Annotated in this window: 22 protein-coding genes; 11 read left to right on the top strand and 11 right to left on the bottom strand. The window is 59.4% G+C overall.

Annotated features, from left to right (window positions below):
* Nucleotides 1-162 precede the first annotated feature (162 nt).
* Both BLV81_RS21900 and BLV81_RS21895 read left to right on the top strand, forming a co-directional pair.
* The gene (locus BLV81_RS21900; protein WP_092360030.1) at nucleotides 163-1,542 is read left to right on the top strand and encodes an aspartate aminotransferase family protein; all 1,380 of its coding nucleotides are present in this window, start codon (nucleotides 163-165) and stop codon (nucleotides 1,540-1,542) included.
* Nucleotides 1,543-1,695: 153 nt separating this feature from the next.
* Nucleotides 1,696-2,196 carry an Lrp/AsnC family transcriptional regulator gene (locus BLV81_RS21895; RefSeq protein WP_092360029.1) on the top strand — a complete coding sequence of 167 codons (501 nt, stop codon included), beginning with the start codon at nucleotides 1,696-1,698 and terminating at the stop codon, nucleotides 2,194-2,196.
* 46 nt (nucleotides 2,197-2,242) lie between these two features.
* On the opposite strand, the gene BLV81_RS21890 is transcribed toward BLV81_RS21895, so the two are convergent.
* Nucleotides 2,243-3,151, bottom strand: a complete 909-nt coding sequence (locus BLV81_RS21890; protein WP_092360028.1) for a LysR substrate-binding domain-containing protein — start codon at nucleotides 3,149-3,151, stop codon at nucleotides 2,243-2,245.
* A 137-nt stretch (nucleotides 3,152-3,288) separates the two neighbouring features.
* On the opposite strand from BLV81_RS21890, the gene BLV81_RS21885 reads away from it, so the two are divergent.
* From BLV81_RS21885 to BLV81_RS21860, 5 genes are all read left to right on the top strand, one after another.
* The gene (locus tag BLV81_RS21885) at nucleotides 3,289-4,380 is read left to right on the top strand and encodes a tartrate dehydrogenase (RefSeq protein WP_092360027.1); all 1,092 of its coding nucleotides are present in this window, start codon (nucleotides 3,289-3,291) and stop codon (nucleotides 4,378-4,380) included.
* 32 nt (nucleotides 4,381-4,412) lie between these two features.
* Nucleotides 4,413-5,906 carry an NAD-dependent succinate-semialdehyde dehydrogenase gene (locus tag BLV81_RS21880; protein ID WP_092360026.1) on the top strand — a complete coding sequence of 498 codons (1,494 nt, stop codon included), beginning with the start codon at nucleotides 4,413-4,415 and terminating at the stop codon, nucleotides 5,904-5,906.
* Nucleotides 5,907-6,208: 302 nt separating this feature from the next.
* Nucleotides 6,209-7,174 (top strand): M14 family metallopeptidase, encoded by a 966-nt coding sequence (locus BLV81_RS21870; RefSeq protein ID WP_092360024.1) that lies wholly within the window; start codon nucleotides 6,209-6,211, stop codon nucleotides 7,172-7,174.
* 67 nt (nucleotides 7,175-7,241) lie between these two features.
* On the top strand, nucleotides 7,242-7,613 hold the full coding sequence (locus BLV81_RS21865) for a cupin domain-containing protein (protein WP_092360023.1): 372 nt from the start codon (nucleotides 7,242-7,244) through the stop codon (nucleotides 7,611-7,613).
* A 260-nt stretch (nucleotides 7,614-7,873) separates the two neighbouring features.
* Nucleotides 7,874-8,221, top strand: a complete 348-nt coding sequence (locus tag BLV81_RS21860) for a copper-binding protein (RefSeq protein WP_176992932.1) — start codon at nucleotides 7,874-7,876, stop codon at nucleotides 8,219-8,221.
* 30 nt (nucleotides 8,222-8,251) lie between these two features.
* Here the strand turns inward: BLV81_RS21860 and BLV81_RS21855 are convergent, their stop codons facing one another.
* Nucleotides 8,252-8,758, bottom strand: coding sequence for a hypothetical protein (locus tag BLV81_RS21855; RefSeq protein WP_143036411.1), 507 nt, complete (start codon nucleotides 8,756-8,758; stop codon nucleotides 8,252-8,254).
* 149 nt (nucleotides 8,759-8,907) lie between these two features.
* On the opposite strand from BLV81_RS21855, the gene argA reads away from it, so the two are divergent.
* The 4 genes from argA (at nucleotide 8,908) to BLV81_RS21835 (ending at nucleotide 15,271) form a co-directional block, all read left to right on the top strand.
* Entirely contained in the window at nucleotides 8,908-10,218 is a 1,311-nt protein-coding gene (gene argA / locus BLV81_RS21850) for an amino-acid N-acetyltransferase (protein ID WP_092360045.1), read from the top strand.
* A gap of 109 nt (nucleotides 10,219-10,327) precedes the next feature.
* Nucleotides 10,328-10,600, top strand: a complete 273-nt coding sequence (locus BLV81_RS21845) for an oxidative damage protection protein (protein ID WP_038487255.1) — start codon at nucleotides 10,328-10,330, stop codon at nucleotides 10,598-10,600.
* A gap of 198 nt (nucleotides 10,601-10,798) precedes the next feature.
* Nucleotides 10,799-13,546, top strand: coding sequence for a M16 family metallopeptidase (locus BLV81_RS21840; RefSeq protein WP_092360021.1), 2,748 nt, complete (start codon nucleotides 10,799-10,801; stop codon nucleotides 13,544-13,546).
* Between the two features lie 465 nt (nucleotides 13,547-14,011).
* Nucleotides 14,012-15,271: a carbohydrate-binding protein gene (locus tag BLV81_RS21835; RefSeq protein WP_255365418.1), complete on the top strand. Its 1,260-nt coding sequence runs from the start codon at nucleotides 14,012-14,014 to the stop codon at nucleotides 15,269-15,271.
* Nucleotides 15,272-15,332: 61 nt separating this feature from the next.
* Here the strand turns inward: BLV81_RS21835 and BLV81_RS21830 are convergent, their stop codons facing one another.
* From BLV81_RS21830 to BLV81_RS21790, 9 genes are all read right to left on the bottom strand, one after another.
* Complete coding sequence (locus BLV81_RS21830) at nucleotides 15,333-16,496, bottom strand: glycoside hydrolase family 18 protein (RefSeq protein WP_255365417.1); 1,164 nt, start codon at nucleotides 16,494-16,496, stop codon at nucleotides 15,333-15,335.
* A 22-nt stretch (nucleotides 16,497-16,518) separates the two neighbouring features.
* Nucleotides 16,519-17,454 carry a glycoside hydrolase family 16 protein gene (locus BLV81_RS21825; RefSeq protein WP_143036409.1) on the bottom strand — a complete coding sequence of 312 codons (936 nt, stop codon included), beginning with the start codon at nucleotides 17,452-17,454 and terminating at the stop codon, nucleotides 16,519-16,521.
* Between the two features lie 7 nt (nucleotides 17,455-17,461).
* Entirely contained in the window at nucleotides 17,462-18,772 is a 1,311-nt protein-coding gene (locus tag BLV81_RS21820) for an MFS transporter (protein WP_092360019.1), read from the bottom strand.
* 64 nt (nucleotides 18,773-18,836) lie between these two features.
* Entirely contained in the window at nucleotides 18,837-20,393 is a 1,557-nt protein-coding gene (gene nagZ, locus BLV81_RS21815) for a beta-N-acetylhexosaminidase (RefSeq protein WP_176992931.1), read from the bottom strand.
* Nucleotides 20,394-20,445: 52 nt separating this feature from the next.
* Nucleotides 20,446-21,456 carry an SIS domain-containing protein gene (locus BLV81_RS21810; protein ID WP_092360018.1) on the bottom strand — a complete coding sequence of 337 codons (1,011 nt, stop codon included), beginning with the start codon at nucleotides 21,454-21,456 and terminating at the stop codon, nucleotides 20,446-20,448.
* A gap of 7 nt (nucleotides 21,457-21,463) precedes the next feature.
* On the bottom strand, nucleotides 21,464-22,630 hold the full coding sequence (gene nagA / locus BLV81_RS21805; RefSeq protein ID WP_092360017.1) for an N-acetylglucosamine-6-phosphate deacetylase: 1,167 nt from the start codon (nucleotides 22,628-22,630) through the stop codon (nucleotides 21,464-21,466).
* On the bottom strand, nucleotides 22,627-23,361 hold the full coding sequence (locus BLV81_RS21800) for a GntR family transcriptional regulator (protein WP_092360016.1): 735 nt from the start codon (nucleotides 23,359-23,361) through the stop codon (nucleotides 22,627-22,629). Before BLV81_RS21800 ends, nagA begins: the two co-directional genes overlap by 4 nt.
* Nucleotides 23,355-24,278, bottom strand: coding sequence for a glucosamine kinase nucleotide-binding domain-containing protein (locus BLV81_RS21795; RefSeq protein ID WP_092360041.1), 924 nt, complete (start codon nucleotides 24,276-24,278; stop codon nucleotides 23,355-23,357). Before BLV81_RS21795 ends, BLV81_RS21800 begins: the two co-directional genes overlap by 7 nt.
* A gap of 201 nt (nucleotides 24,279-24,479) precedes the next feature.
* Entirely contained in the window at nucleotides 24,480-24,854 is a 375-nt protein-coding gene (locus BLV81_RS21790; RefSeq protein WP_092360015.1) for an ExbD/TolR family protein, read from the bottom strand.
* Nucleotide 24,855 lies beyond the last annotated feature (1 nt).

Below are 24,855 nucleotides of genomic sequence, written 5' to 3'. Positions count from 1 at the left end.
CAGCGACCGCAGAAAATGTTGCGTCGCACTTGAAATACCCAATTCTTGCCGTTTTCAGAGATGCATATTGCAAGCTAACGCTGAGCTGGCGGACGTAATATGGTTGCACAGTTTTCGATGCAACAGCCGCCGAACACGCCACAGCCATCCTTGGAAAACACTATGCAAAACTCTACCCTTGTCGCACTTGACCGTAGTCATCTGATCCATCCTGTCACCAGTTTCCGCGGCCACGAGCAGCAAGGTGTCACCATCTTGCAATCGGCGCGCGGCGCCTATCTCACCGATCAGCACGGGCACGAATTGCTGGATGCGTTCTCCGGCCTGTGGTGCGTCAATACCGGCTACGGCCAGGACAGCATCGTACGTGTCGCCGCCGAGCAAATGACGCGCCTGCCATACGCCACCGGCTATTTTTCCTATGGTTCCGAGCCGGCCATCGTACTGGCGGCAAAGCTGGTGGAACTCACTCCGGCTTCGCTGCAGCATGTCTACTTTACGCTGGGCGGATCGGATGCGGTGGACGCTGCGGTGCGCTACATCATCCACTATTACAACTCGCTGGGCCAGCCGTTCAAAAAACAATTCATCTCGCTGGAGCGCGGTTATCACGGTTCGTCATCGGTCGGCGCCGGATTGACTGCCTTGTCCAACTTCCATCTCAACTTCGACTTGCCGCTGCCGAACCAGCACTATATCGCCTCTCCCTACCCATATCGCAACCCGCTCGGCAATGACAATGCGGCGCTAATCCAGGCGTCCGTGCAGGCCTTGCGCGACAAGGTGGCGCAGCTCGGCGCCGACAACGTCGCAGCATTTTTTTGCGAGCCGATCCAGGGTTCGGGCGGCGTCATCGTGCCGCCGGTCGGCTGGCTCAAGGCGATGGAAAGCGCCTGCCGCGAACTGGACATACTGTTTGTCGTGGATGAAGTCATCACCGGCTTCGGCCGCACCGGCCCGCTGTTCGCCTGCGAAGCGGAAAACGTGCAGCCGGACCTGATGACCATGGCAAAAGGATTAACCGCCGGTTATGCGCCTATGGGCGCGGTGATGATGTCGGACCGGGTGTACAACACGATCGCCGACGGCGCCGCACGAGAAGCGGTGGTCGGCCATGGACAAACCTATTCGGCCCATCCGGTCAGCGCTGCCATCGGCCTGGAGGTTTTGCGTCTGTATCACGAAGGCGGCCTGCTAGCCAATGGCATGGCCCAGGCGCCGCATTTTGAACAAGGTTTGCGTGAGCTGCTGACGCATCCCCTGGTCGGCGATGCGCGCAGCCGCGGCTTGCTTGGCGCGCTGGAGCTAGTGGCCGACAAGGCAAGCAAGCGGCGCTTTGAGCCATCATTGAAATTATCGGAACGGATCGCGGCGGCGGCCTATCGGCGCGGCCTGATTTTCCGCGCCTTCGGTGACAACATCCTTGGATTCGCTCCGGCGCTCAGCTATACCGGCAGCGAATTCGAGCTGCTGTTCAGCCGGCTCAGGAAAATCCTGGACGAGGTGCTTGAGCAGCCGGATGTCCGCAGCACACTGGCTTGAAGCGTACACAAGCGATCCGGGCGCGACGCCACATCGGCTGGAAGTCCCGCCCGGATTTTTTTGTTCGCACTGACAAATCGCGGCAGCTTGCAGGCGCATACTGCGTGATACCATGGATGCGCCTAGACAAGATGCTTGATGACGGAGTCGATGATGAACACCAGCGCTGCCTTGAAACTTGATCGAATTGATTTGCGCATTCTTTGCCATTTGCAGCAAAACAGCCGCATTACTAACGTCGCCCTGGCCGATCTGGTCGGCTTGTCGCCAAGCCCCTGCCTGATCCGCGTCAAACGTCTGGAAAAAGCCGGCTACATCTCCGGTTACGGCGCCCATATTCAGCTGGAAAAACTCAGCAACGTCCAGATCGTATTTACCGAAGTCACCTTGTCTGATCATCGCCGCGAAGATTTTGCAAAGTTCGAAGCCAGCATCCGCGGCATTGACGAAATTGTCGAATGCCACCTGGTCAGCGGCGGTTACGACTATCTGCTGAAATTCGTCACCCAGGGCGTGGTGCATTACCAGAGCATCATCGAAAATCTGCTGGAACAACATCTCAACATTGAAAAATACTTCAGCTATATCGTCATCAAGTCGCCGTTCATCAAAAGCCAGTATCCGCTGGAAAAATTCATCACCTCTCAGAATTAAAAACTGAAAACGGAATATCCGCCGAGGCGCGACGCCGGGCCGATTCTTATTTCGACGTGTCGGCAGCGTCGAGGTTGGAAAAATACTCCTGCAGGAACTCGACGCAGACCCGCACCTTGGACGAATTACTCAGGCGCGATGGATAGACCGCCCAGACATTGGCTTCCTGGCTGTACGCCGGCAATATCCTGAGCAACTGGCCATTTTGCAGATATTGACCGACGTCCCAGATTGAACGCAGCACCACACCGCGGCCGTCGATGGCCCATTGCACAGCCACTTCGCCGTGATTGGTCGATAGCGGCCCGGTGACCTTGACCGTTTGTTGTTCGCCGTTGGCACGCAACTTCCACACTCCGAACGGATGGTCGCGCTCCTTGATCACCAGGCAATCGTGCTGCGCCAGTTCGCTCAGCGCCTGTGGCTGGCCGCGCTTCTCCAGATAAGCCGGGGCCGCGCACAAGATCCGATGGTTCGACGCCAGCCGGCGTGCAATCAGGTGCGGCGCAATCTCGTCGCCGACCCGGACATCCAGATCAAAACCTTCGCTGGCGATATCCACCAGCCGGTCGAATACCTCGAAACGCACCGACAACAGCGGATAACGCTCCAGCAACAGCGAAATCGCCGGACCGACGACATTGCGGCCGAAACCGAAACTGCTGCTGATGCGCAGCGCTCCGCGCGGCACCTGGCGCGTGATCGACACTTCCTGCAGCAAGTGATCGATATCGTCGAGTATCCGCTGCGCCCAGTGATAAATGCGTTCGCCTTCCTCGGTGATCACTACGCTGCGCGTGGTGCGCTGGAATAGGCGGGTTGCCAGCTCCTCTTCCAGAATCCGGATACGTTTGCTGACATAGGCAGGAGAGCTGCCCAGTTCATCGGCGGCGGCCGAGAAGCTCGATTTACGCACCACGGCGATAAATACGCGCAAATCTTCCGGGGTCGGCATTTTATTCACGATCTGTGCACAATGATTCAACAAAACACAAATTATATTCCTAATCAGAGTGAATATAATGTTCTGCACTAGCTTGTGAATCTGGCTGCACCTTCCCCCGGCCGACACCGCCACAGAAAGAGGACATCATGAATACCGTCTACAAAATCGCCGTGCTTGCCGGTGACGGCATCGGCAAAGAAGTCATGCCGGAAGGCCTGCGCGTAGTCAGCGCAGCCGCCAAACGTTTCGGCATCACGCTGGAATTGACGCAATTCGATTGGGCCAGCTGCGACTACTACGCAACTACCGGCAGCATGATGCCTGAAGACTGGAAAGCACAACTATCAGGAATGGATGCTATTTATTTTGGTGCGGTCGGCTGGCCCGCCATCGTTCCCGATCACATTTCCTTATGGGGATCGTTGCTGAAATTCCGTCGCGAATTCGACCAATACATCAACCTGCGCCCGGCGCAGACTTTCGAAGGCGTGCGCAGTCCGCTGGCGGGACGTGCCGCAGGCGACATCGACATGATGATCGTGCGTGAAAACACGGAAGGAGAATACTCGTCGGTCGGCGGCATCATGTACGAAGGTACGCCGCACGAGATCGTCATGCAGCAGGCGGTGTTTTCGCGCCGCGGCACCGAACGGGTACTCAAGTATGCCTTCGAACTGGCCCGGACTCGCGCCCGCAAGCACGTCACCGTCGCCACCAAGAGCAACGGCATTTCGATTTCCATGCCTTGGTGGGACGCCAGGGCGGCGGAAGTCGCCAGCGCCTACCCGGATGTAGCCTGGGACAAGCAGCACATCGATATCCTGTGCGCACGTTTCGTACTGCAGCCGCAACGCTTCGACGTAGTGGTCGCCTCCAATCTGTTCGGCGATATCCTGTCCGACCTGGGGCCGGCGTGTACCGGCACCATCGGCCTGGCGCCATCGGCCAACCTGAATCCGGAACGCAAATTCCCATCGCTGTTTGAACCGGTACACGGTTCCGCGCCCGACATCTACGGCAAGAATATCGCCAATCCGGTGGCGATGATCTGGTCCGGCGCCATGCTGCTCGATTTCCTCACCGACGGCAGCGGCGCCGGCCGGCAGGCACATGACGCCATCGTCGCCGCGATCAAGTCGGTGCTGGCGAGCGGACCGCATACCGCCGATCTGGGTGGCAACGCCTCCACCACGGAGATGGGGCAAGCTATCGCCCGCCTGATCAGCGCTGCTGCCTGAGGTGCGCCATGAGTCTCTTATCGGAATCGTCCATGCCTCTCTTGTTAAGTAATCCGGAATTGCTACGTTCGCAGCATTTTATCGGCGGCACCTGGCGCGCAGCCCACAGCGGCGCCAGCTTTACCGTCGCCGATCCGGCCAGCGGCCAGGATTTCACCGCAGTCGCCGATGGCGGCGCCGCCGACGCCCGCGCCGCCAGCGATGCCGCGCAGACAGCGCTGGAACCTTGGCGGCAAACCTGCGCCCGCGATCGCGCCCGTCTGCTCAAACGCTGGCACGCGCTGATTCTTGCCAACACCGACGATCTCGCCAAGCTGATCTGCCGCGAACAAGGCAAGCCGCTGGCAGAGGCACGCGCCGAAGTTGCCTATGGCGCCACGTATGTCGAATGGTTTGCCGAAGAAGCGGTACGCGCCTACGGCGACGTGATTCCCGACCAGGTCCGCGGCAAACGCATGAGCGTAGTGCGCGAAGCGGTTGGCGTCGTGGCGGCAATCACGCCGTGGAATTTCCCGCTGGCGATGATTGCCCGCAAGATCGCACCGGCGCTGGCCGCCGGCTGCACAGTGGTGGCCAAGCCTGCCGAAGATACGCCGCTGACCGCACTGGCGCTGGTCTGGCTGGCCGAGCAAGCCGGCTTCCCGCCGGGCGTCATCAATATCGTCAGCGCCTCGCGCGCCCAAACCCCGGTTGTGGTCGACGATTGGCTGCAAGACAGCCGGGTGCGCAAGATCACCTTCACCGGCTCCACTCCGGTGGGCAAACATCTGGCGCGCGGCTCTGCCTCGACCTTGAAAAAATTGTCGCTTGAGCTGGGCGGCAACGCGCCGTTTATTGTCTTCGACGACGCCGCTCTGGATGCTGCCGTCAACGGCTTGATGGCGGCCAAATTCCGCAATGGCGGCCAGACCTGCGTGTCGCCCAACCGGGTGTATGTGCAAGATTCCGTGTACCAGGCTTTTGCCGACAAACTGGTGGCGCGGGTCGCTGCGCTCAAGGTCGGCCCCGGCCATGCCGATGGAGTCCAGATCGGGCCGATGATCAATGCCCGTGCGATCGAAAAAATCTCGCTCCATGTGCAGGATGCGCTGGCCCACGGCGCCAGCCTGCTGTTGGGCGGATCTGCGATACGGAACGATCTCGCCAGCGGACCGTTTTATTTTGCGCCGACCATACTCGGCGACGCCACCACGGACATGCTGTTATTCAAGGAAGAAACCTTCGGGCCGGTGGTGCCGCTGTTTCGCTTCAGCAGCGAAGAACAAGCCATACAGATGGCTAACGACACGCCGTTCGGCCTGGCCGCCTATTTCTACGCCGCCGACGCAGCGCGCATCTGGCGCGTCTCGAACCATCTGGAAAGCGGCATTGTCGGCATCAACGAAGGCGCGCTGGCGAGCGAAGCGGCGCCTTTCGGCGGCGTCAAGGAATCCGGCTATGGCCGTGAAGGCTCGCGCTACGGCCTGGATGACTACATGCACACCAAATATCTTTGCCAGGGCGGCTTAGGGCCTGTTAACAATTAATTCGGGAGATGCGTTCAAACCAAAACGTGTGCTGGCAAGGCGCGTGGCGCAGCTGGGGCTGGTGCCCCAGCAAGCCATGCAACGCGGCCAGCGCACGTTTTGGTTTGAACCCTCCGGGAACGGCTGCAGGCGTCGCATGCCGTTGTTGCAGCTTCTTGCCGTAGCACCGCTACGTCGCGTCGCTGCGCCTAGGCACGCAACGCCTGCCGCGCGTTCGCACTCCCAAATTAATTGTTAACAGGCCCTAGCTTGAATGCCATCAGTCTTTCGCCAACCTTAATCCTATTTTCAAGATCGAAGCCATGAGCAACGTCTTCCCTGAATATCCGATCGAAATCGCCTTCCCTGATCTGCTGCCCTACAGCGCCGGCAATACCGGCATCCCGTATGTATATAGCTTTTCCTCGCAGGGCGACGGCCCTCACGTCATGATCAACGCCCTCACACATGGTAACGAGGTGTGCGGCGCAATCGTGGTCAAGGCATTGCTGGATCTTGGCCTCAAACCGCGTCGTGGCAAATTGACGCTGTCCTTCGCCAACGTCGAGGGGTACCAGCGCTTCGATCCGCTGCGCCCGGATGCATCGCGTTTTATCGATCAGGATTTGAATCGCGTCTGGACCCGGGAAGTGCTTGACGATCGGGAGCGTGATTCGTCCGAATTGCGCCGCGCGCGCGCCATGTTGCCGGTGATCGATACGGTGGATCTACTGCTGGACATCCATTCCATGCATGAACGCAGCGCACCGCTGATCGTTTCCGGCCCGCTGCCCAAAGGCATAGCGCTGGCGCGGCAATTGAATATTCCTCAGCATGTGATCAGCGATGCCGGCCATCCAGAGGGTCGCCGCATGCGCGACTATGGCGCCTTCGGCGACAACGCCAGCGCCAGAAACGCGTTGTTGATCGAATGCGGCCAGCACTGGGAAGCTGCCAGCGTCAGGGTTGCCAAGCACAGTACTGCGCGCTTCCTGTTGCTGGCCGGCGTCATCGAACGCAGCGACTTGCCGCACGATTGGTGGCCGGAGCAGTCGGCTGCCAGCATCGTCATCAAGGTTACGCAACCGGTGGTTGCCAGCAGCATGAACTTCCGCTTTGCCGGCGCCTATACCGGCCTGGAAACCTTTGCCGAACAAGGCACTGTAATCGGCTGGGACAGCGGCCAGCCGATCACCACTCCCTATCCTGACTGCGTATTGGTGATGCCATCCTTGCGCCAGTTGCGGCCCGGTGTCACGGTGCTCCGTTTCGGACGCATTCTGGACTAGCCATCTACATTTTCAACGCCGACTACGACTGTCTCAATTTTTTTAACGCCCGCATCCGCTACTCACCATGACAACTGCAACCATCATCAGCTACGCCGAGATCCAACCAGATATTTCCGTTCGCCAGCCGGATCCGGAGATGCGCGTCAAGGGCGCGCCGCAAAGAACCACACGCAGTTATTTCGTTGACCCTTCATTCGGATTGAGTTCCGGCATCTGGAGCGCAGAAACCGGCGCCTACAAGATTTCGATGGCGGCATCCAAACATGAATTTTTTCACATACTTACCGGCAAGGTAGAAATCAGCTGCGACAGCACCGGCGCAGTCAAATCATTCGGCCCTGGCGACACCGGCATCATCCCGCCAGGTTTCAAAGGCATGTTTGAAATTCTTGAGAACGCCAGCAAATTTTATGTTGTAACCGATCGCAATATCTGACTCGACTGGCCCGCACTGACTCTTTGCTTGAATGCAAAGAACAGGCCGAATATTCCAAAATAATATCAATCCGGCATTTCGTAACGAGCTGTAAAAAGCCGGTACTTTTTGCCTGCAGTCATGGAGTATCGAACTTTCCGGGCGAGGCTTCGACGCTTGATATGCCACCGATCGCCCCCATGTTCATCAAATCATCCTGGAAAGCCCCATGCCATCCAAGTAACGGATATTGATTCACCCAGTTTGAAAGGACTCTGACCATGCAATACCTGCAGATAATCGTCATCCTCGCCACATTCATCATCGGCCTGCCCCTGAGCAGCATGGCAGCCAATAGCGACAACACCGAAATGCAAACCACGCCGGCAGACCAGACCGCGCTGCCGATGGTGGCCGGTGAAATACGCAAGGTAGATAGCGGCACCGGCAAGATCACCATCAAGCATGCGGAAATCCCCAACTTCGGCATGCCGGCCATGACCATGTTGTACAAAGCTGGCGATCCGGTCATGCTGGAACAGTTCAAGGCTGGCGACAAGATCGAGTTTGCCATCGACAAGGTCGACGGCGCGCTGACTATCGTCAGCCTGGAATTGGCCGACCGCTAAGCAACGAAACCGCCGACGATGCCGCCGTCGTCACTGACGGCGGTTGACTATCCTGATCGCCGCCGGCTCGCCGTTTTGCGGCACCATTTCCAGCGAGACTAGCGGCCCTTTGCGCGGATCGTGCTGAAACGTGATGCGGATTTTCTGCGCGCTCTCTATCCCTGCAAAATCGCGGACCAGTATCCGCGTCACGTTGGGCAACTCTTCCGAGCCCAGCGCGAAAGCATCGCTCTCGTTTTGCTGCTCCGAGGCGATGTGGCCATTCTTATAAACGCAGACGATGGCTTGCGCCGGGTCGATGCCGTTGCTCATCAGAAATGAGTCGTTGACCAGAAACAAGGCCGGCGGAATCCTGGCGATGTCGATCTGGCCGACGTCGGGCCAGTCGTTCTTGGTGATCACCTTACCGCCGGCATAATACTTGGCAACAAATTGATCGCCCATGCAGGGCAAGTGTGCGGCCGCCGCTTCTGCGTGCTGCAACAGTTTTTGCACGTCGCCGGGTTCGAACTCCACTGTAATTGTCGGTGTAAGCATATTTGTCATGCCCGGATTATCGCATCGCGGATCGCGCGGCGCTCACTTTGCGGTAATGTCCAACACTTGTCGCCAAACAGAAACGCCGGGTGGGCGTCCGTGCCCACCCGGCCCGCTGCCCGCCGTCATTTCCCCTTATAATGTGCGGCATGGAAAATCCTAATGAATTCGTACAATGGCTGCGCTCGGTCGCGCCCTATATCCATGCCTTTCGCGGCAAGACCTTTGTCGTCGCCTTTCCGGGCGAACTGGTCACCGCCGGCGCCTTGCCGGTGCTGGCGCAAGACTTGTCGCTGCTGCATGCGCTTGGCATCAAGGTGGTTATTGTGCACGGCTCCCGACCGCAGGTTGAAGAACAGCTGGCGCTGCGTAACGTAGAAGCGCGCTTTCACAACGGTTTGCGGATTACCGATACCGCTGCGCTGGAATGCGCCAAGGAAGCTGCCGGCGAACTGCGCCTGGATATCGAAGCCGCCTTCAGCCAGGGCTTGCCCAACACGCCGATGGCGCATGCCGCGATTCGTATCATTTCCGGCAACTTTGTCACCGCTCGTCCGCTCGGTGTGATCGACGGCGCCGACCTGCAGCTGACCGGCGTGGTGCGCAAGATCGACTACGACACCATCCATCCTATCCTCAACGCCGGCGGCCTGGTATTGCTGTCGCCGCTGGGCTTTTCGCCGACCGGCGAAGCGTTCAACCTGACCATGGAAGACGTGGCGGTCGCGGCGGCGATCTCGCTGCGCGCCGAAAAGCTGATTTTCATCAGCGAAACGCCGTTGATGAAAGACGCCGGCGAGACCGAAATCCGCGAGTTGTCCTCGCACCAGGCGCAGGCGGTGCTGGACAGCGGCTGCCTGCCGGCTGACTCGGCTTTCTATCTGCAGCACGCGATCAAGGCCTGTAACGCCGGCGTGCCGCGCGCCCACGTGGTGCCTTTCGCTACCGACGGTTCGGTCTTGCTGGAATTGTTTACCCACGATGGCGTGGGCACCATGATTTCCTATGAAAACCTGGAAAGCCTGCGCGAAGCCACGATTGAAGACGTCGGCGGCATCCTGAAACTGATCGAACCGCTGGAAAACGATGGCACCCTGGTCAAGCGCGGCCGTGAGCTGATCGAACGCGAGATTCATTACTTCTCGGTCATCGAGCATGACGGCGTGATCTTCGGCTGCGCCGCGCTCTATCCTTTCCCGACCGAAAAAATGGCGGAAATGGCTTGTCTCACGGTCAATCCGGAGGTCCAGGCGCAGGGCGACGGCGAACGTATCCTGAAACACATGGAAAGCCGGGCGCGCGCGGCAGGCTTCAGCAAGCTGTTCGTGCTGACTACCCGCACCTCGCACTGGTTCCTGAGGCGCGGCTTCGTCCACGCCACCGTCGACGACCTGCCGAAGGATCGCCAGCACATGTATAACTGGCAACGGAAATCGCTGGTACTGATCAAGACCTTATAAAACCAAGACCTTGAATCAAGACTCGCTACCGGTCGAACTATCCCCTATTCAATTGATCTTACAAGCGGGCCTCTGACACCGCGGCCCGCAACACCTACAAGGAAAAACCATGGCACGTACCATTCATTGCATCAAACTGGACAAAGAGGCAGAAGGCCTGGACTTCCCCCCGTATCCGGGCGAACTGGGCAAGCGCATCTATGAAAGCGTGTCGAAAGAAGCCTGGGCCGGCTGGCTCAAGCACCAGACCATGCTGGTCAATGAAAACCGCCTGAACCTGGCCGATGTGCGGGCCCGCAAATATCTGGCGGCGCAAATGGAAAAACATTTCTTCGGCGACGGCGCCGATGCCGCCACCGGCTACGTGCCGCCGACCGAATAAGCAGTCGCCCCAGAATATCTCTCTTCCCAACTACCTTTGTGGCAAAATAGGCAATATTTATTTTGTCCGGAGGTAGCTTCCCATTGCCGGCCAATGCGCCGCAACCTGAGCCCGACGGGTACCTAGATTCAAGTACTTATCCTTAACCGGATACACGCGTATATTTATCGATTCACTTCCCCACAGATCGGAAATTTCATGCATCTATTCCGTAATCGCCTATTGTCTTGCTTATTGGCAGCCGCCTGCGGCATCGGTTTCATCGGCATCACCGAAGCGGCAACCGCACTTCCGGCCGGCGTGACCCAGGGTCCGTCCGCTGAAGGCATCACCGAATACCAGTTTGCCAACGGCTTCAAAGTCTTGCTCTTTCCCGATGCCTCCAAGCCTACGGTAACGGTCAACATGACTTACCTGGTCGGATCACGCTTCGAGAATTACGGCGAAACCGGCATGGCGCATTTGCTGGAGCATTTGATGTTCAAGGGTACTCCGACCCATCCTTCGATTCCGAAGGATTTCAGCCAGCGCGGCATGTCGTTCAACGGAACCACTAACGTCGACCGCACCAATTACTACGAAATCTTCCAGGCCGGCGACGACAACCTGAAATGGGCGATCGGCATGGAAGCCGATCGCATGCTGCATTCATTTATCGCCAGGAAAGACCTCGACAGCGAAATGACCGTGGTGCGCAACGAATACGAACAGGGCGAGAACTCGCCGTTCGGCGTCCTCATCAAGCGCTTGGAAGGCGTGGCTTACGACTGGCACAACTACGGCAAGCCGACCATCGGCAACCGCAGCGATATCGAAAACGTCAGGATAGAAAACCTGCAAGCCTTCTATAAAACCTACTACCAGCCGGATAATGCGGTGCTGCTGATCGCTGGTAAATTTGACCCCGCCAAGACTCTGGCATGGGTCAGCCAGGCCTTCGGAAAATTGCCGAAGCCGACTCGCAAGATGCGCGACTTCTGGACCGTGGAACCGACCCAGGACGGCGAACGCAGCGTGACCGTGCGGCGCCAGGGCGATGTGCAGATCGTCGCCGTAGCCTACAAGATTCCAAGCGAATTGCATCCTGACAGCGACGCCCTGTCCTACGCCGGAACGATTCTGGCGGACACCCCCAACGGCCGCCTGCATAAATCGCTGGTGGAAACCGGCAAAGCTACCGCCGTGTTCAACTACGAGATGAGCGGCTATGCGCCGGGCCTGGAAATCATTGCCGCGGTAGTCAAGAAAGGCGAGCCGATCGAGCCGGTACGGCAGGCCTTGATCGACGGTGTCGAGCAATTTGCAAAAACCCCGCCGACGCCGGAAGAGATGGAACGGGTCCGCCTGGCCAATGCCAACAGCTTTGAAAAACTGCTGAACGATCATCAACGCGTCGGCGTCGCCATGTCCAGCACGATTGCGCTAGGCGACTGGCGTTTGCTATTCCTCGGCCGCGACCGCTCCAACAAGGTGACCTCGGCACAGGTGGCGACGGCGGCTGCGCATTACTTCACCCGCGATAACCGCACGGTCGGCATGTTCTTGCCGGAAGACCAATTGCAACGCGCCGATGTTCCGGCAGCGCCAAGCGTGGCCGGACTGCTCAAAGACTACGAGCCACAGCAAGCGATCGCCGACGGTGAAGCTTTCGATCCGTCGCAAGCCAATGTCGATGCCCGTACCCAGCGCTCGCAGGTGGGCGGTTTGAAACTCGCCTTGCTGCCGAAAAAGACGCGCGGCGAAACCGTCTCAGTCAAACTGAACTTGCAATGGGGCGACGAAAAAACCCTGTTCGGTAAAAAGACTGCATCCGAATTGGCCGACGCCATGCTGATGCGCGGCAGCAGCACGCTGACGCGCGAACAGCTGGCCGACGAGTTTTCCAAACTCAAGATCAGCGGCAACCTGACGCAATTCCAGACCACGCGCAGCAATCTGCCCGCCGCCCTGAAACTGGTCGCCAGCGTACTCAAGCAGCCGCGCTTCGATCCGGCTGAATTCGATCGCCTGCGCAAAGAATCCCTGGTCGGCCTGGAAGCATCGCGCAACGAGCCGAACACGCTGGCGGCCGAAGCCATCGCCCAGCATTTCAACAAATATCCGCAAGGCCACTGGCTGGCGGCGCAAAGCGTGGATCAGCAAATCGCCGCGATCCAGGCCGCCACCCTGGCCGATGTCAGCGCCTTTCATCACGATTTCTATGGCGCCTCGCAAGGCGAACTGGCTATCGTCGGCGATTTCGACGTCGCAGCTGTCTCCAAGGTCGTCCAGGACGAATTCGGCGCCTGGAAAAGCGCGGCGCCGTACCAGCGCGTGATCCGGCAGAACTTCGACGTGGCGCCGCTGCAGAAAACCATCAATTCCCCAGACAAGGAAAACGGCTTTTACGTGGCGCGCCAGAACCTGGACATGCGTGACGACGATGCCGATTATCCGGCAATGATGGTCGCCAACTACCTGTTTGGCGGCGGCAGCCTGAAATCGCGCTTGATGGACAGAGTACGCCAAAAAGAAGGCCTCTCCTACGGCATCGGTTCATCGGTAGAGATCAGCGCCATCAGCCGCGCCGCCAGGTTCTCGGTACAAGCCATCGCCGCGCCGCAAAACCTGGGCAAGGTCGATACGGCCGTCAAAGAAGAACTGGCGCGCGCACTCAAAGAAGGTTTTAGCGCCGACGAACTAGCCCGCGCCAAATCCGGCATCCTGCAAGAAAACCAGCGCGCCCGCGCCCAGGACAGCGCCCTCAGCGCCGGCTGGGCCAGGCTGCTGGACCTCAACCGCACCTTCGCCTGGAGCAAACAGATCGAAGACAAGATCAGCGCCCTGACAGTGGAACAAGTCAACCAAGCCTTCCGCAAACACATAGCCCCCGCCCAACTGAGCGTGGTGATTGTGCGCGATGAAGCCAAGGCAAAAGCAAATACTGCGATGGTGGCGAAGCCCTAAAGTCTGGTCCCCCCAAAGAAGCCGCCGCCGTGTTCGCAATAAAATCTGCGAACACGGCGGCGGCTTTTTCTTTTGGCGTTGGTGCTGCGTTCGAAGTTGCCGTTGAAGTGGTTTTTGACGTGAATTCCGCATTGGGACGTCGCCAAGCAACTACTCCACATCTTGCATATCCACTCCGGATCGAAAAAAAGCAACCAGTCCACTTATCAAAAAAACAGTCTGGCGATTTTCAATAAAAATCAATATAAACAATTGCTTATAGCTATATCGATCACACCAGAATGAGACCACAAATTTATTGATGCAATACCAGTTAGATACAGATTGACAGCCACTTTTTGCGCTCTTACAGTGCCCTTAATTCGATATTGCCGTATGGAAATATCGAAGATGATGATCAGATGTTGCCTGCTTTCGGTAGCCGACCTTCCCACGCTGCCCGACCAGCCTTCTCAGGAGAAAAAATTGAAACTGAAACTCATACACGGCCTCATGCTCAGCCTTGCGTGCAGCGCAATCGTGACCGTTGGAGCCAATGCCAGCCCATTGATAGCGAGCGCGCAAGCAGCGACGACGGTGACTTGTTATGCAGCCTGGGACGCCAGCGTGGCCTATACCGGCGGCGCCACCGTCAGCTACAACGGCGTCAACTACAAAGCCAACTGGTGGACCCAGGGGAACAATCCATCGACCAACAATGGCGGCTCCGGCTCGGGCCAGCCATGGACCATCGTCGCCAACTGCGGCGGCACAGTAACGCCGCCACCACCACCGCCTCCTCCGGGCGGCGGCACCACACCGGCCGGCTTCGTTTTCAGTCCGTACAAAGATGGCAACATCAATCTGAACTGGAATACCTACGCCATGAGCACCGCCGTCACCGGCAGCACGCAGACCGTACTGAGCGCCATGCCAGCCAAACTCGCCACCCTGACCTGGGCTTTTGCGACCGGCGCCTGCGGTAGCGAAAACTGGGGCGGCGTATCGGCCTCGGCGTTTGCGGCAGCCAATGTGCAAGCCTTCGTCAACGCCGGCAAGAAGTACATTGTCTCCACCGGCGGCGCGGCAGGTTCGTTTACCTGCACCAGCGATGCCGACTTCCTGAAATTTATCCAGACCTATTATTCGGCCAACCTGGTCGGCATAGATTTCGATATTGAAGCCGGCCAGACCCAGGCGGATATCAATAACCTGGTGCTGCGTGTGAAAACAGCGCAAGCGACTTATCCAAACCTGCGTTTCAGCTTCACGCTGGCGACATTGGGCGGCAATGTATCGCCTAGCCTGGGTTACTACGGGGTTGAAGTGATGCAGGCAATCCAGGCTTACGGCCTGAGCAACTACACCATCAACCTGATGGCGATGGACTACGGCAGCCCGGCCGGCGGCAATTGCATGACCAAGAGCGACGGCAGCTGCGACATGGGGGCATCGGCGGTGCAATCGGCAATCGATCTGCACACGCAATACAATCTGCCTTACAAACAGATCGAAGTAACGCCAATGATCGGCGGCAACGACTCTGCCAACGAAACATTCTCTATCGCCGATCTCGCGACGCTGGTGAATTTCGCGCAGCAGAACGGCTTGGCCGGCATCCATTACTGGTCCTTCGACCGTGACCGGGATTGCGCGCCGGGCTCAGCTTCGCCGACCTGCAACACCTACGGCACAGCCGGCACTTTGGGCTTCACCAATGCCTTTATTTCGAGCTTGGGACTGTAAGAAAAACACTGCCGCAAAACAAAAAACCGGTTCTCGGGAACCGGTTTTTTGTCTCTGATTGCTATGGCTTCAACAGATCCTTCGCCACTTTATCGAGCAACACTGCATCGCGATCCGCAGACAGCTGCCAGAACATCGCGCCGGCCAGCCCCATCTGTTTCAGGTATTTGATTTTGTAATCCAGCGATTCGACATCGTCATAGCTGACAAATTCGCCTGTATCGGGATTGAACAGATAAGGTACTTTGGCGGCGTCATTCCAGTAGCGCGTGAAGCCGTTGCGATTGACCAGCGTGCCGCTTATGTCAGCGAAATCCAGTTCGCCCGGCTCCACGCCGCCGCGCCCTTTGCCGTTGCAATCCTGATGCTGGCCGTGTTGTAGCGCGCCGCATTGCTTCCAGCTGTAGCCATAGAACGGCATGCCCAGCACCAGCTTGGTCGCTGGAATGCCAGCCGCCAGCGCCATTTCGACCGTGCTGCTGACATTGAATGCCGGGTCGGCATCTGGCCGCGCCAGCGCCGGGTCATTGTACAAAGGCGCTACGTGTCCGGCAAACTTGCTCCAGGACCCGCTAAAGTCGTAGGTCATGGTATTGGCCCAATCGAGAATCGCCGCGACCTTGGCCATTTCGGTATTCTGGAAAAATCCCCGGTTATTGCCGATCGCGGCTGTCAGCAGATAGCTGCGATGTTCCTGCTTTCCCGCTGCGTCGAGCCGTTCGCGTAGCGTTTGCAGCAACAGTGTGTAGTTCTGCTTGTCTACCGGCCGCGCGATATTGGCGGCATCGCCCCCGGCTACCGGAAATTCCCAATCGATGTCGACGCCGTCGAAGCCGTTTTGATGCAGGAACGCCACGGCGCTGTCGGCAAATTTCTTGCGCGATTGCGGCGTCAGCGCTATATCTGAAAACTCCCTGGAGCCAGCCCAGCCGCCCACCGAGATCAGAGTTTTCAGCTTGGGACTCCGGCTTTTCAAGCCGCGCAGCACGATAAAATCGCGCGCACTTTGGTCGGTGCCCGAGGACTGGTCGGCCACGATTTCACCATCCTTGATCAAGGCAAACGCATAATTCAGATGGGTCAGCTTGCCGGCGTCGATATCTGCTGCGGAATACTGACGCTGTTGCGATGGCAAATAGTAAGCCACCACCTTGTAAGGCGCTGCCATCGCCATGGCAGGCACAAGCGCCGCGAACAACATCGATAGTCGCATCAATTTCATCATGGTTCTCGCTTCATCAAGACTGTTAGAAATCGCAATTGGATGGCAATGGCGGCGTCATGGCTTTTACCGTATCGACCTGGTGCACCCCTGTCCGCCGGTAGGCACGAACCGCAGCATCGACCTGCGCCGGCGACAGCACCAGATCTTTGGCATGCATCACCCAGGCCAGGTCTTGCTGGTAGCGCCGCTCTGCCTTGGTGTCGGGCAGCACGCCGCTGGGCGAGAACCACAAATTGAAATTGATCGACATCGGCTGTGCCGGATAATTACGGCCGCCGTGTTCATCCAGCTGCACGCCGTCCAGGAAGTAGCGAATTTTTCCGGCCGCCACTTGCGTCAGCAAGGTATGCCAGCCGCCCAGCGCGCGCTGTTCTTCATGTACCTGGTTGAACGCGTTCCAGGGTTCCATCTGCACCGTTTGCCAAGACACGCTATACAGTCTGCTATGCGGATTTCCCCAGCCGCCATTGGGCAGGTATTCCCAATCCAGCTCGCTGTATTGCGGATCAAAATCGTGTTTCAGCGGACTGGAAGTGTAAAAAGATTCCACCACCAGATCGCCGCCAGGTCCTTGCACAGGCGCGTCGGCGAAACGCACCCGCGCGGCGTAGGTGCCTTCGAAATATTTACGTTGATGACAGAGTTGCGCCTGGTACGTGTCCTCAGCCGTACCGTCGGTGCGCGCATCCAGGCGCAACAGCCGCTGGCCGCTGTGTTGCGGATCGTCGACCAGGCTGATGGTGGACGGCCCCCACTTCCCATGCTCGATGCCCGGATGGCCTGCTTGATCGCGGATTTTCCAGCCGCCGGCTACCAATGCTGCAGTATCGGCGTAGTGAAAATCGTCAAAAAATATGCCGGGAGCGTTGGTCACAGTATTGGCCGCAACGTCGGCCATGGCGCTGGCCGGAGCCAGCATCGACACCAGCGCCAGCAAGCGGCGAGAGAAATGCATCATCACCGGCTCAGACCGCAGCAGGCTGCGCCGCCGCATCGGCCGGCTGTTGGTGCCGCCCGATCGGTACTACGCGTGACAACAGCAAAACCGGTATCGCGGAAATCAGCACCCACAGGAAAAAATGCTGATAACCGAGCGCGCCCTGGATGGTTCCGCTGAGCATCTTGAACAATACGTAGCCCAGCTGCATGATGCCGGTGCCAAGCGCATAGTGCGCCATCTGGTATTTGCCAACCGCGACTTCCTGCATGATGAACAGGATCAGTCCGACGAAACCGAAACCGTAGCCGAACATTTCCAGGCTCAAGGCGGCGGCGATGACGCCGAGGCTGCTGGGCATGGCGGTGCTCAGGAAAAAATAAGCGAGATTCGGCAAGTTCATCGCCAGGATCAAGAAGAACATGCTGCGCCGCAAACCGCGCCAGGCCGTGAAATAGCCGCCCAGCAGGCTGCCGCAGATGAATGCTACCGTAGCCAGCGTGCCGTACACTGCGCCGACTTCCGCCGTCGCCAAACCCAATCCGCCCTCAGCCCGCGCCGCACGCAGGAACAACGGGCCGATGGTGGTGATCTGGCCTTCGCCGGCGCGAAACAGGATGATGAATGCGATCGCCAGCCAGATGCCTGGTTTCTGGAAAAAATCGATGATCACGTCGCGCAAGGTGAGCCAGACGCCCCTCATCGTACCCTTGCCGCCCGCCGGCCGCGCCACATTGCGGCCGGCCGGCAAGGCCCAGAAATGATAGATCGCCAGCAGCAGCATGCTGACCGCGAGCATGCCGAAGATCAGACTCCAGGCTTGCGCCACCGCCATGCGTTTCTCGAAATAGCCGGCCAGCACCACCAATCCGCCCAGCGAGAAGAAACGGGCGACATTGTAAAACCCGCCCTGCCAGCCGGCATAGCTTGCCTGCTGAGTCGAACTCAGGCTGGCAATGTACAGGCCGTCGGCGGCGATGTCATGCGTCGCCGAGGCAATCGCTACCAATCCCAGCAAGGCGATGCTGACTGCAAAATAATTCGGCAGGTGCAGCGCCAGCGCCACCAGCCCGAGACTGGCGCCGCCGAAAAACTGGAACAGCAGCACAATCGATTTCTTGCTGCGCGCCGCTTCCAGGAACGGACTCCAGAGCGGCTTGAAGACCCAGACGAACCCCAGCATCCCGGTCCACAGGGCGATCTGGTCGTTGGCCATGCCCATGCTCTTGTACATCAGGCCGGCGATGGTCGCCACCACAAAATACGGCAGGCCCTCGGCAAAATACAGCGTCGGCACCCAAAGTGCGGGATGGTGTTCGGGTTTATCTTGATTGCTCATAGCGGCGGCCACCGTGGGTAAAAGTGCTTGTTGTTCAGCTTGTTACGAATACGGCATTGGATGATTATTGCGGCGCATTCACGGTCGCCACCGGCATCTTGCCGCGGGCTTCGAGATTTCCCGCCAGCCAGTCGGCGACTGCCTCCAGCGCCGCGGCGGCAAAGCCGTAGGTAATCAGCGCCGGCGCCGCTATATCCAGCGTCTGGAACGGATTCCACAGCGCCAGATGGAGATCGGGACGCCAGCTTTGCCTGGCCTTTGCGCCATAGCGCAAGCGCGTGGTGGACGCCAGGATCACTGTCCTGCCATCGTCCGGCAAGCTGGCCCAATCAAAACTGTCGTCATCCTCGAAGGTCACCAGTTCGACATCGTAGCGGCGTGCCAGCACCGCGGCGATCGCCGCGGCCGGCAAGCCCGCTTCGGCCACGCCGTCGCCGGCAGCATCGGCGCAGGCCAGCAGGCGGATTTTGGTAGCCGCGGCTAAAGGTTGAGGATTGCCGACCAGCGTCAGGCCGCGGCGCCATGCATCTGCCATCAGGCGTTCATCGGCAGCTTCTGTGAGGAAGGAGTAGGCGCCTGCCGCACAAGGATAGGTGGCGGCCAAGCCATCCAGCCGCGCCAGCCGGGCCGCAAGCGCAGCACTGCCCAGTTCGCTGTCGACGGCGGCGCTAGCCAATGCCGTCGTCAAGGACACCAGGGTTTCTTCTTGCGTATTGCGATTACCCAGCGCCATGACCATGTCGGCGCCGGCGGCCAGGGCTCGCACCGCCGCGTTGCCGACGCCGTAACGGCCGGCGATCGCTTGCATGTCCATGCCGTCGGTAATGATGACGCCGCGATAATCCCATTCTTTGCGCAGCAGATCGGTGAGGATTTTGCGCGACAGGGTCGCCGGATGTTCAGGGTCGAGCGCAGGATAAACGATATGCGCGCTCATCATGGCCGGCGCGCGCATCGCCGCTTTGAACGGCGCCAGCTCCAGCGCATCAAGCGCGGCGCGCGACTTGGCTACCGTCGGCAGGTCGCGATGAGAATCGACGTGGGTGTCGCCATGGCCGGGGAAATGCTTGACGCAGCAAGCCACGCCCTGTTCCAGGCTGCCTTCCATCCACGCCAGCGCCAGTTCGGTAGCGCGCTGCGGATCGGCACCGAAAGAGCGCTCGCCGATGACAGGATTGGCCGGATTGTTGTTGAGATCCAGCACCGGCGCGAAATTCCAGTTGAAGCCCAGCGATTTGACGCCGCGCGCCACGGCAGCGCCAACTGCGCGCGCCAGCGCGACATCGTCGGCGGCGCCGAGCGACATGGCTGAGGGTGGCGCCGGCAGCCATGTCGCGCGCACCACGGCGCCGCCTTCCTGATCGATGCCGATCAATGCATTCGGGCCCATCACGGCGCGCAGGTCGGCGGTCAGCTTGCTCAGTTGTTCGGCATTCACCATGTTCTGGCGGAACAGGCAGACCGCACGGATATGGTTGTCGCGCAAAAACTGCGCGCTGTCCTCATCCAGCACCGTGCCCGGCATGCGGATCATGATCAGTTGCCCGGCGATCCGGCGCGCCGCACTCAGTTTGCCTTGGTGGTCGGATTTGCTATCGGTGCGGTTCACGCTACTACTCATATCACTGCTCCATCTGCCCGGCGCAACAGCCGCGCCGGCCTGCGCCTATCGATTAATTGGTCTTGGTCACTTTGCTCAGGTGCCGCGGACGGTCCGGATCGAGTCCGCGCGCGATGGACAGATTTGCCGCCATCACGTAAAACGCCTGAATTGCCACGATAGGATCCAGATCCGGCGTAGCCGCCACCGGCAAGGTCAAATCGCGTTCGCTGACATCGGCGGGCGCTGCCAGCAACACGCGTGCGCCGCGGCCGCGCATTTCATCGGCCAGCTTGATCAGGCTCGCTTGCGTCGGCCCGCGCGTAGCGAAAATCAATAAAGGATAGCCTTCGTTAATCAAAGCCATCGGGCCGTGCTTGATCTCGGCGCCGCTAAATGCCTCTGCCTGCAGCACCGAGGTTTCCTTGAACTTGAGAGCTGCCTCCAACGCCACCGGAAAACCGGCACCGCGCCCAACCACCATGATGCGGGAAGCAGGCGCCAATACGTCAATCGCGGCCGACCAGTCAAGCTCGGTAGCCTGCTGCAACGCGGCCGGCAACGCGTCGATCTGCGCCAGGAACTCGGGATCGTCCTGCCAATGCGCCACCAGTCGTGCCGCAGCCACCAGGCTGGTGATGAAGCTTTTGGTTGCAGCTACACTCAATTCAGGACCGGCATGCAAAGGCAAAGCCCACTCCGCACTGGCCGCCAACGGTGAAGCAATCTCGTTGACCAAAGCTACCGTGGTTGCGCCGCCTGCGCGGAAATAACGGATAGGTTCGATCACATCCGGGCTCTGGCCCGATTGCGAAATCGCGATGGCCAAGGCATCGCGCGTCAACAAGGGTGACTTGTACAAGGTAACCAGCGACATCGGCAGCGACGCCACGATGCGGCCAAGGCGCGCCATGATCAGGTAAGCGCAATAGTTGGCGGCATGATCGGAACTGCCGCGCGCCACCGTCAGCACGCTGGCCGGTTGCGCGCTGCGCAGGGCGGCGCCAAGCGCGGCATAGCGGTCGCCGTCGCGCCCCAGCTGCAACGCTACGTGCTCAGCTGCGGAACAGGCTTCCTGCAACATCTGTGAACTAAACTTCTGCGAGGTCAATCTGTTCTCCTTCTACATAAACCGCGGTTAAATTGAGCTGCCGGTCCAGCACCACCAGATCGGCGCTGCAGCCGCTTGCCAGACGACCTCGTTCCGGCAAGCCCAGGTGATCTGCGGCATAGGTCGATACCCGCAGCGACGCATCCGCCAGACTCAGGCCAAGCCCGACCAGATTGCGCAAGGCCTGATCCATGGTCAGCGTGCTGCCTGCCAGCGTGCCGTCAGCCAGCCTGACCCCGCCCATGCATTTGTGGACCCGCTGCCGCCCTAGCATGTACTCGCCGTCAGGCATGCCGGTGGCGGCAGTCGAGTCGGTCACGCAGTACAACCTGGGGATGGCGCGCAGGGCTGCCTTGATGGCGCCGGGATGCACATGCAACAGATCGGGAATCAGTTCCGAATAGCGGGCATGCGCCAGTGCTGCACCCACCATGCCGGGGGCGCGTGCCTGGAATCCGGTCATGGCGTTGAACAGATGGGTAAATCCGGTCGCGCCATGCTGCAACGCTTGCACCCCATCTTCATAACTGCCCAAGGTATGGCCGATCTGCACCCGCATGCCGGATTCGCTGAGGGTGCGCACCACATCCAGATGGCCGGCAATTTCAGGCGCGACCGTAATCAGTTTTATCGGCGCCATCGCGCTCAGGCGCGCCACTTTCTGCAAGCTTGCCTCCTGCGCAAAATCCGGCTGGGCGCCGAGTTTTCCAGGATTGATATAGGGGCCTTCCAGATGCACGCCGAGCACGCGCGCGCTGCCGGCGCGGCGCTGGCGGCAGGCATGGCCGCAAGCTTCCAGCGCTTGCTCCAGGTCGCTTAGCGGCGACGTCATGGTGGTGGCCAGCATGCTGGTAGTGCCGTGCCGCGCATGGATCGCAGAGATGACATGGGCCGCGTCGCCGCCATCCATGATGTCTTTGCCGCCGCCGCCATGCACGTGCAAATCGATGAATCCAGGCAGGATGTAAGGATCGCGGTTATCGTCGGGATCGACCGCTGCGCCTTCAATCGCGCTGATGCGGCCGTCGAAATGCAGGATGCCGTTGACCCAGCCTTGCGGGGTTAGTACGTTGCCTCTGACTTCACCTTTGACCTCACCTTTGAAATTGCTAGCTGCGTCGTCGCCGGGCTGGCGTTCACTCGTCATCGACGCAACTCCGCAACGAAGTCGTAGTAGTCGCTGCGGCAATACGAATGCGACAGTTCGATCGCCGTACCGTTTTCCAGATAACCGACGCGCGTGATATGCAGCATCGCAGCACCGGTCTTGATGTCGGCCAGCTTGGCCTGGTCGGCGCTGGCGTTGATGGCGCGGATATGCTGCAGCGCCCGCACCGGCGCCACGCCGAGCGTCTCCAGATGGACGTACAGAGAGTCCGTTACTGCTTTCGGATCCGGCAGGTAGTGCGCTGGAATGGTGGTGGTTTCGATCGCCATCACCACGTCGTCAGCGGTACGCAAGCGTTTCAGGCGCGACACCACTGTATTCGGCGACAATCCCAGCGCCAGGATTTCCTCGGCAACCGCGATTCCGGTTTCGCGCAACAGCCATTGCGAGCCGGGGCGGAAACCGCGTTGGCGCAATTCTTCGCTGAAGTTGGTCAGGCGCGACAGCGGCTGCTCAAGCTTGGGCGTGATGTAGGTGCCGGAACCGCGCTTCCTGATCAGCATGCCGCGCTCGCACAAGACGTCGATCGCTTTACGTGCTGTCACCCGGGAGATTTCCAGCGATTCGGCCAGGATGCGTTCGGATGGCAATGCCTCGTCCGGTTGCCAGACGCCGCCATTGATCTGCTCTGAAAGCCGGTTGACCAGTTGCAGGTACAAAGGCGTGTCGCTAGCGGCATCCGGCTTGAGTTTTTCTATCTGAGCTAGCATGTTTGCTTTCCTTTTAATCTTTCATCGATCAGCCGCAAGGCGCCCGCTGCCGCATCTGCATGCGGCTGGACGACAAGCGCCAACAACGGTGCGGGCAGGTACGCTTGTAAGTGCGCGGCGAGACCGCCGCACAATGCAATCGGCAGCTGCCCCGAAGGATCGAGCGCAGCGGCGATTTTGGCTACTTCCTGGCCGGCGGCCAGCATGATCTGACGCGCAGACTGATCCCGCTCGGCGTAGGCGACCACGATCGGCGCCAGTTGCGCGTAACTGGTCTGGCTGGCGCCTGTCAGCCAGGCGAACATGCTATCGCGATGGCTATCGAAATGCGCGGTGCCGGCGCGTTCGCAGAAATGAAACAGCGCGCGCGCAAAATCGCTGCCCGGCGCCCGCCCATCCAGCACCTGCTGGGCATGCGTGATGGCACGCATGCCCAGCCAGGCGCCGCCCGCTTCGTCGCCGGCAGGAAAACCCCAGCCGCCGACTTCGCGCCGCTTGCCGTCCGCAGTCAGCACTTCACCGACGCTGCCGGTACCGATGGCGATGATGACGCCAGGACGGCCCTGATGCGCGCCGAGCAAAGTGGTAAATGCATCGGTTTCCAGCACAGCGTCGCCAAAGCCAGGATTTTTTGCAGAAAAATCTGCAGCCCACTGCCTGTTGTTAACGCCCGCCAGACCTATGCCGATGGCCATTTTCTCTAGCGCGGGCCGCACCAGGCCGGCGCTGGAAAATGCGGCGTTGAGCGTTTCCAGCACGGTAGACCAGGCTAGTTCCACGCCATGCATCAGCCCGGACGGACCACCCTTGCCCAGCGCAAGTACGGCGCCATCGTGGTGGGCAGCACGTTCGGCGCGCGCAACCCGCACGCGAGTTCCGGTTCCACCGCCATCGACACCAATCAGGTATTCAATCATGTTGTTGCATCCATCGCTTTCATCTGCCACGGGCATTGTTCTTTTTAGCGGAAACAAACTGGATTTACTGTATGAGGACAGGAAGCGGCTGTCAACCGGTCTTTAAGTGGTATTCACAATATCTGCTACAAACACCCGTGAACCTGACGTTACTTGACGTTTTCTGATTAAAAAATCTATTCGCTATCCTGATTACCGTAATTACTCCATGAATTGCTCATTGCCGACGATGCCGATCTTGGTGACGCCCAACCGCTGCGCCGACGCCATCACGGCAGCGACCGACTTGTACTCCACCAGCTTGTTCGGCCGCAGATGCACTTCATCGATATTGCCGCCTGCCACCACCGTCTTCAAGCGGTCTTCCAGTTCCGCACGGCTGGCCATCGGCGTACCGTTCCACATCACCGTGCCAGCCGGATCGATATCCACCGTGTCCACCACCGGCAAGGCCAGTGGCGGCGGCGGATTACCGGTCGGCATGTTCAGCTTGATGGCGTGATTCTGGATCGGAATCGTGATGATCAGCATGATGATCAGCACCAGCATGACGTCGATCAACGGCGTCATGTTCATT

Origin of the sequence: Collimonas sp. OK242, from assembly GCF_900107095.1 — a bacterium.
GTDB lineage: Bacteria > Pseudomonadota > Gammaproteobacteria > Burkholderiales > Burkholderiaceae_D > Collimonas.
Note: the sequence above shows the minus strand (reverse complement) of the source record. Positions and strands in the feature narration are given on the sequence as shown.

Bases quoted from the DNA above. Each gene is read 5' to 3' on its own strand.
- BLV81_RS21900 (WP_092360030.1), top strand. From the start codon at position 163: ATGCAAAACTCTACCCTTGTCGCACTTGACCGTAGTCATCTGATCCAT.
- BLV81_RS21895 (WP_092360029.1), top strand. From the start codon at position 1,696: ATGAACACCAGCGCTGCCTTGAAACTTGATCGAATTGATTTGCGCATT.
- BLV81_RS21890 (WP_092360028.1), bottom strand. From the start codon at position 3,151: ATGCCGACCCCGGAAGATTTGCGCGTATTTATCGCCGTGGTGCGTAAA.
- BLV81_RS21885 (WP_092360027.1), top strand. From the start codon at position 3,289: ATGAATACCGTCTACAAAATCGCCGTGCTTGCCGGTGACGGCATCGGC.
- BLV81_RS21880 (WP_092360026.1), top strand. From the start codon at position 4,413: ATGCCTCTCTTGTTAAGTAATCCGGAATTGCTACGTTCGCAGCATTTT.
- BLV81_RS21870 (WP_092360024.1), top strand. From the start codon at position 6,209: ATGAGCAACGTCTTCCCTGAATATCCGATCGAAATCGCCTTCCCTGAT.
- BLV81_RS21865 (WP_092360023.1), top strand. From the start codon at position 7,242: ATGACAACTGCAACCATCATCAGCTACGCCGAGATCCAACCAGATATT.
- BLV81_RS21860 (WP_176992932.1), top strand. From the start codon at position 7,874: ATGCAATACCTGCAGATAATCGTCATCCTCGCCACATTCATCATCGGC.
- BLV81_RS21855 (WP_143036411.1), bottom strand. From the start codon at position 8,758: ATGCTTACACCGACAATTACAGTGGAGTTCGAACCCGGCGACGTGCAA.
- argA (WP_092360045.1), top strand. From the start codon at position 8,908: ATGGAAAATCCTAATGAATTCGTACAATGGCTGCGCTCGGTCGCGCCC.
- BLV81_RS21845 (WP_038487255.1), top strand. From the start codon at position 10,328: ATGGCACGTACCATTCATTGCATCAAACTGGACAAAGAGGCAGAAGGC.
- BLV81_RS21840 (WP_092360021.1), top strand. From the start codon at position 10,799: ATGCATCTATTCCGTAATCGCCTATTGTCTTGCTTATTGGCAGCCGCC.
- BLV81_RS21830 (WP_255365417.1), bottom strand. From the start codon at position 16,496: ATGATGAAATTGATGCGACTATCGATGTTGTTCGCGGCGCTTGTGCCT.
- BLV81_RS21825 (WP_143036409.1), bottom strand. From the start codon at position 17,454: ATGATGCATTTCTCTCGCCGCTTGCTGGCGCTGGTGTCGATGCTGGCT.
- BLV81_RS21820 (WP_092360019.1), bottom strand. From the start codon at position 18,772: ATGAGCAATCAAGATAAACCCGAACACCATCCCGCACTTTGGGTGCCG.
- nagZ (WP_176992931.1), bottom strand. From the start codon at position 20,393: ATGAGTAGTAGCGTGAACCGCACCGATAGCAAATCCGACCACCAAGGC.
- BLV81_RS21810 (WP_092360018.1), bottom strand. From the start codon at position 21,456: ATGTTGCAGGAAGCCTGTTCCGCAGCTGAGCACGTAGCGTTGCAGCTG.
- nagA (WP_092360017.1), bottom strand. From the start codon at position 22,630: ATGACGAGTGAACGCCAGCCCGGCGACGACGCAGCTAGCAATTTCAAA.
- BLV81_RS21800 (WP_092360016.1), bottom strand. From the start codon at position 23,361: ATGCTAGCTCAGATAGAAAAACTCAAGCCGGATGCCGCTAGCGACACG.
- BLV81_RS21795 (WP_092360041.1), bottom strand. From the start codon at position 24,278: ATGATTGAATACCTGATTGGTGTCGATGGCGGTGGAACCGGAACTCGC.
- BLV81_RS21790 (WP_092360015.1), bottom strand. From the start codon at position 24,854: ATGAACATGACGCCGTTGATCGACGTCATGCTGGTGCTGATCATCATG.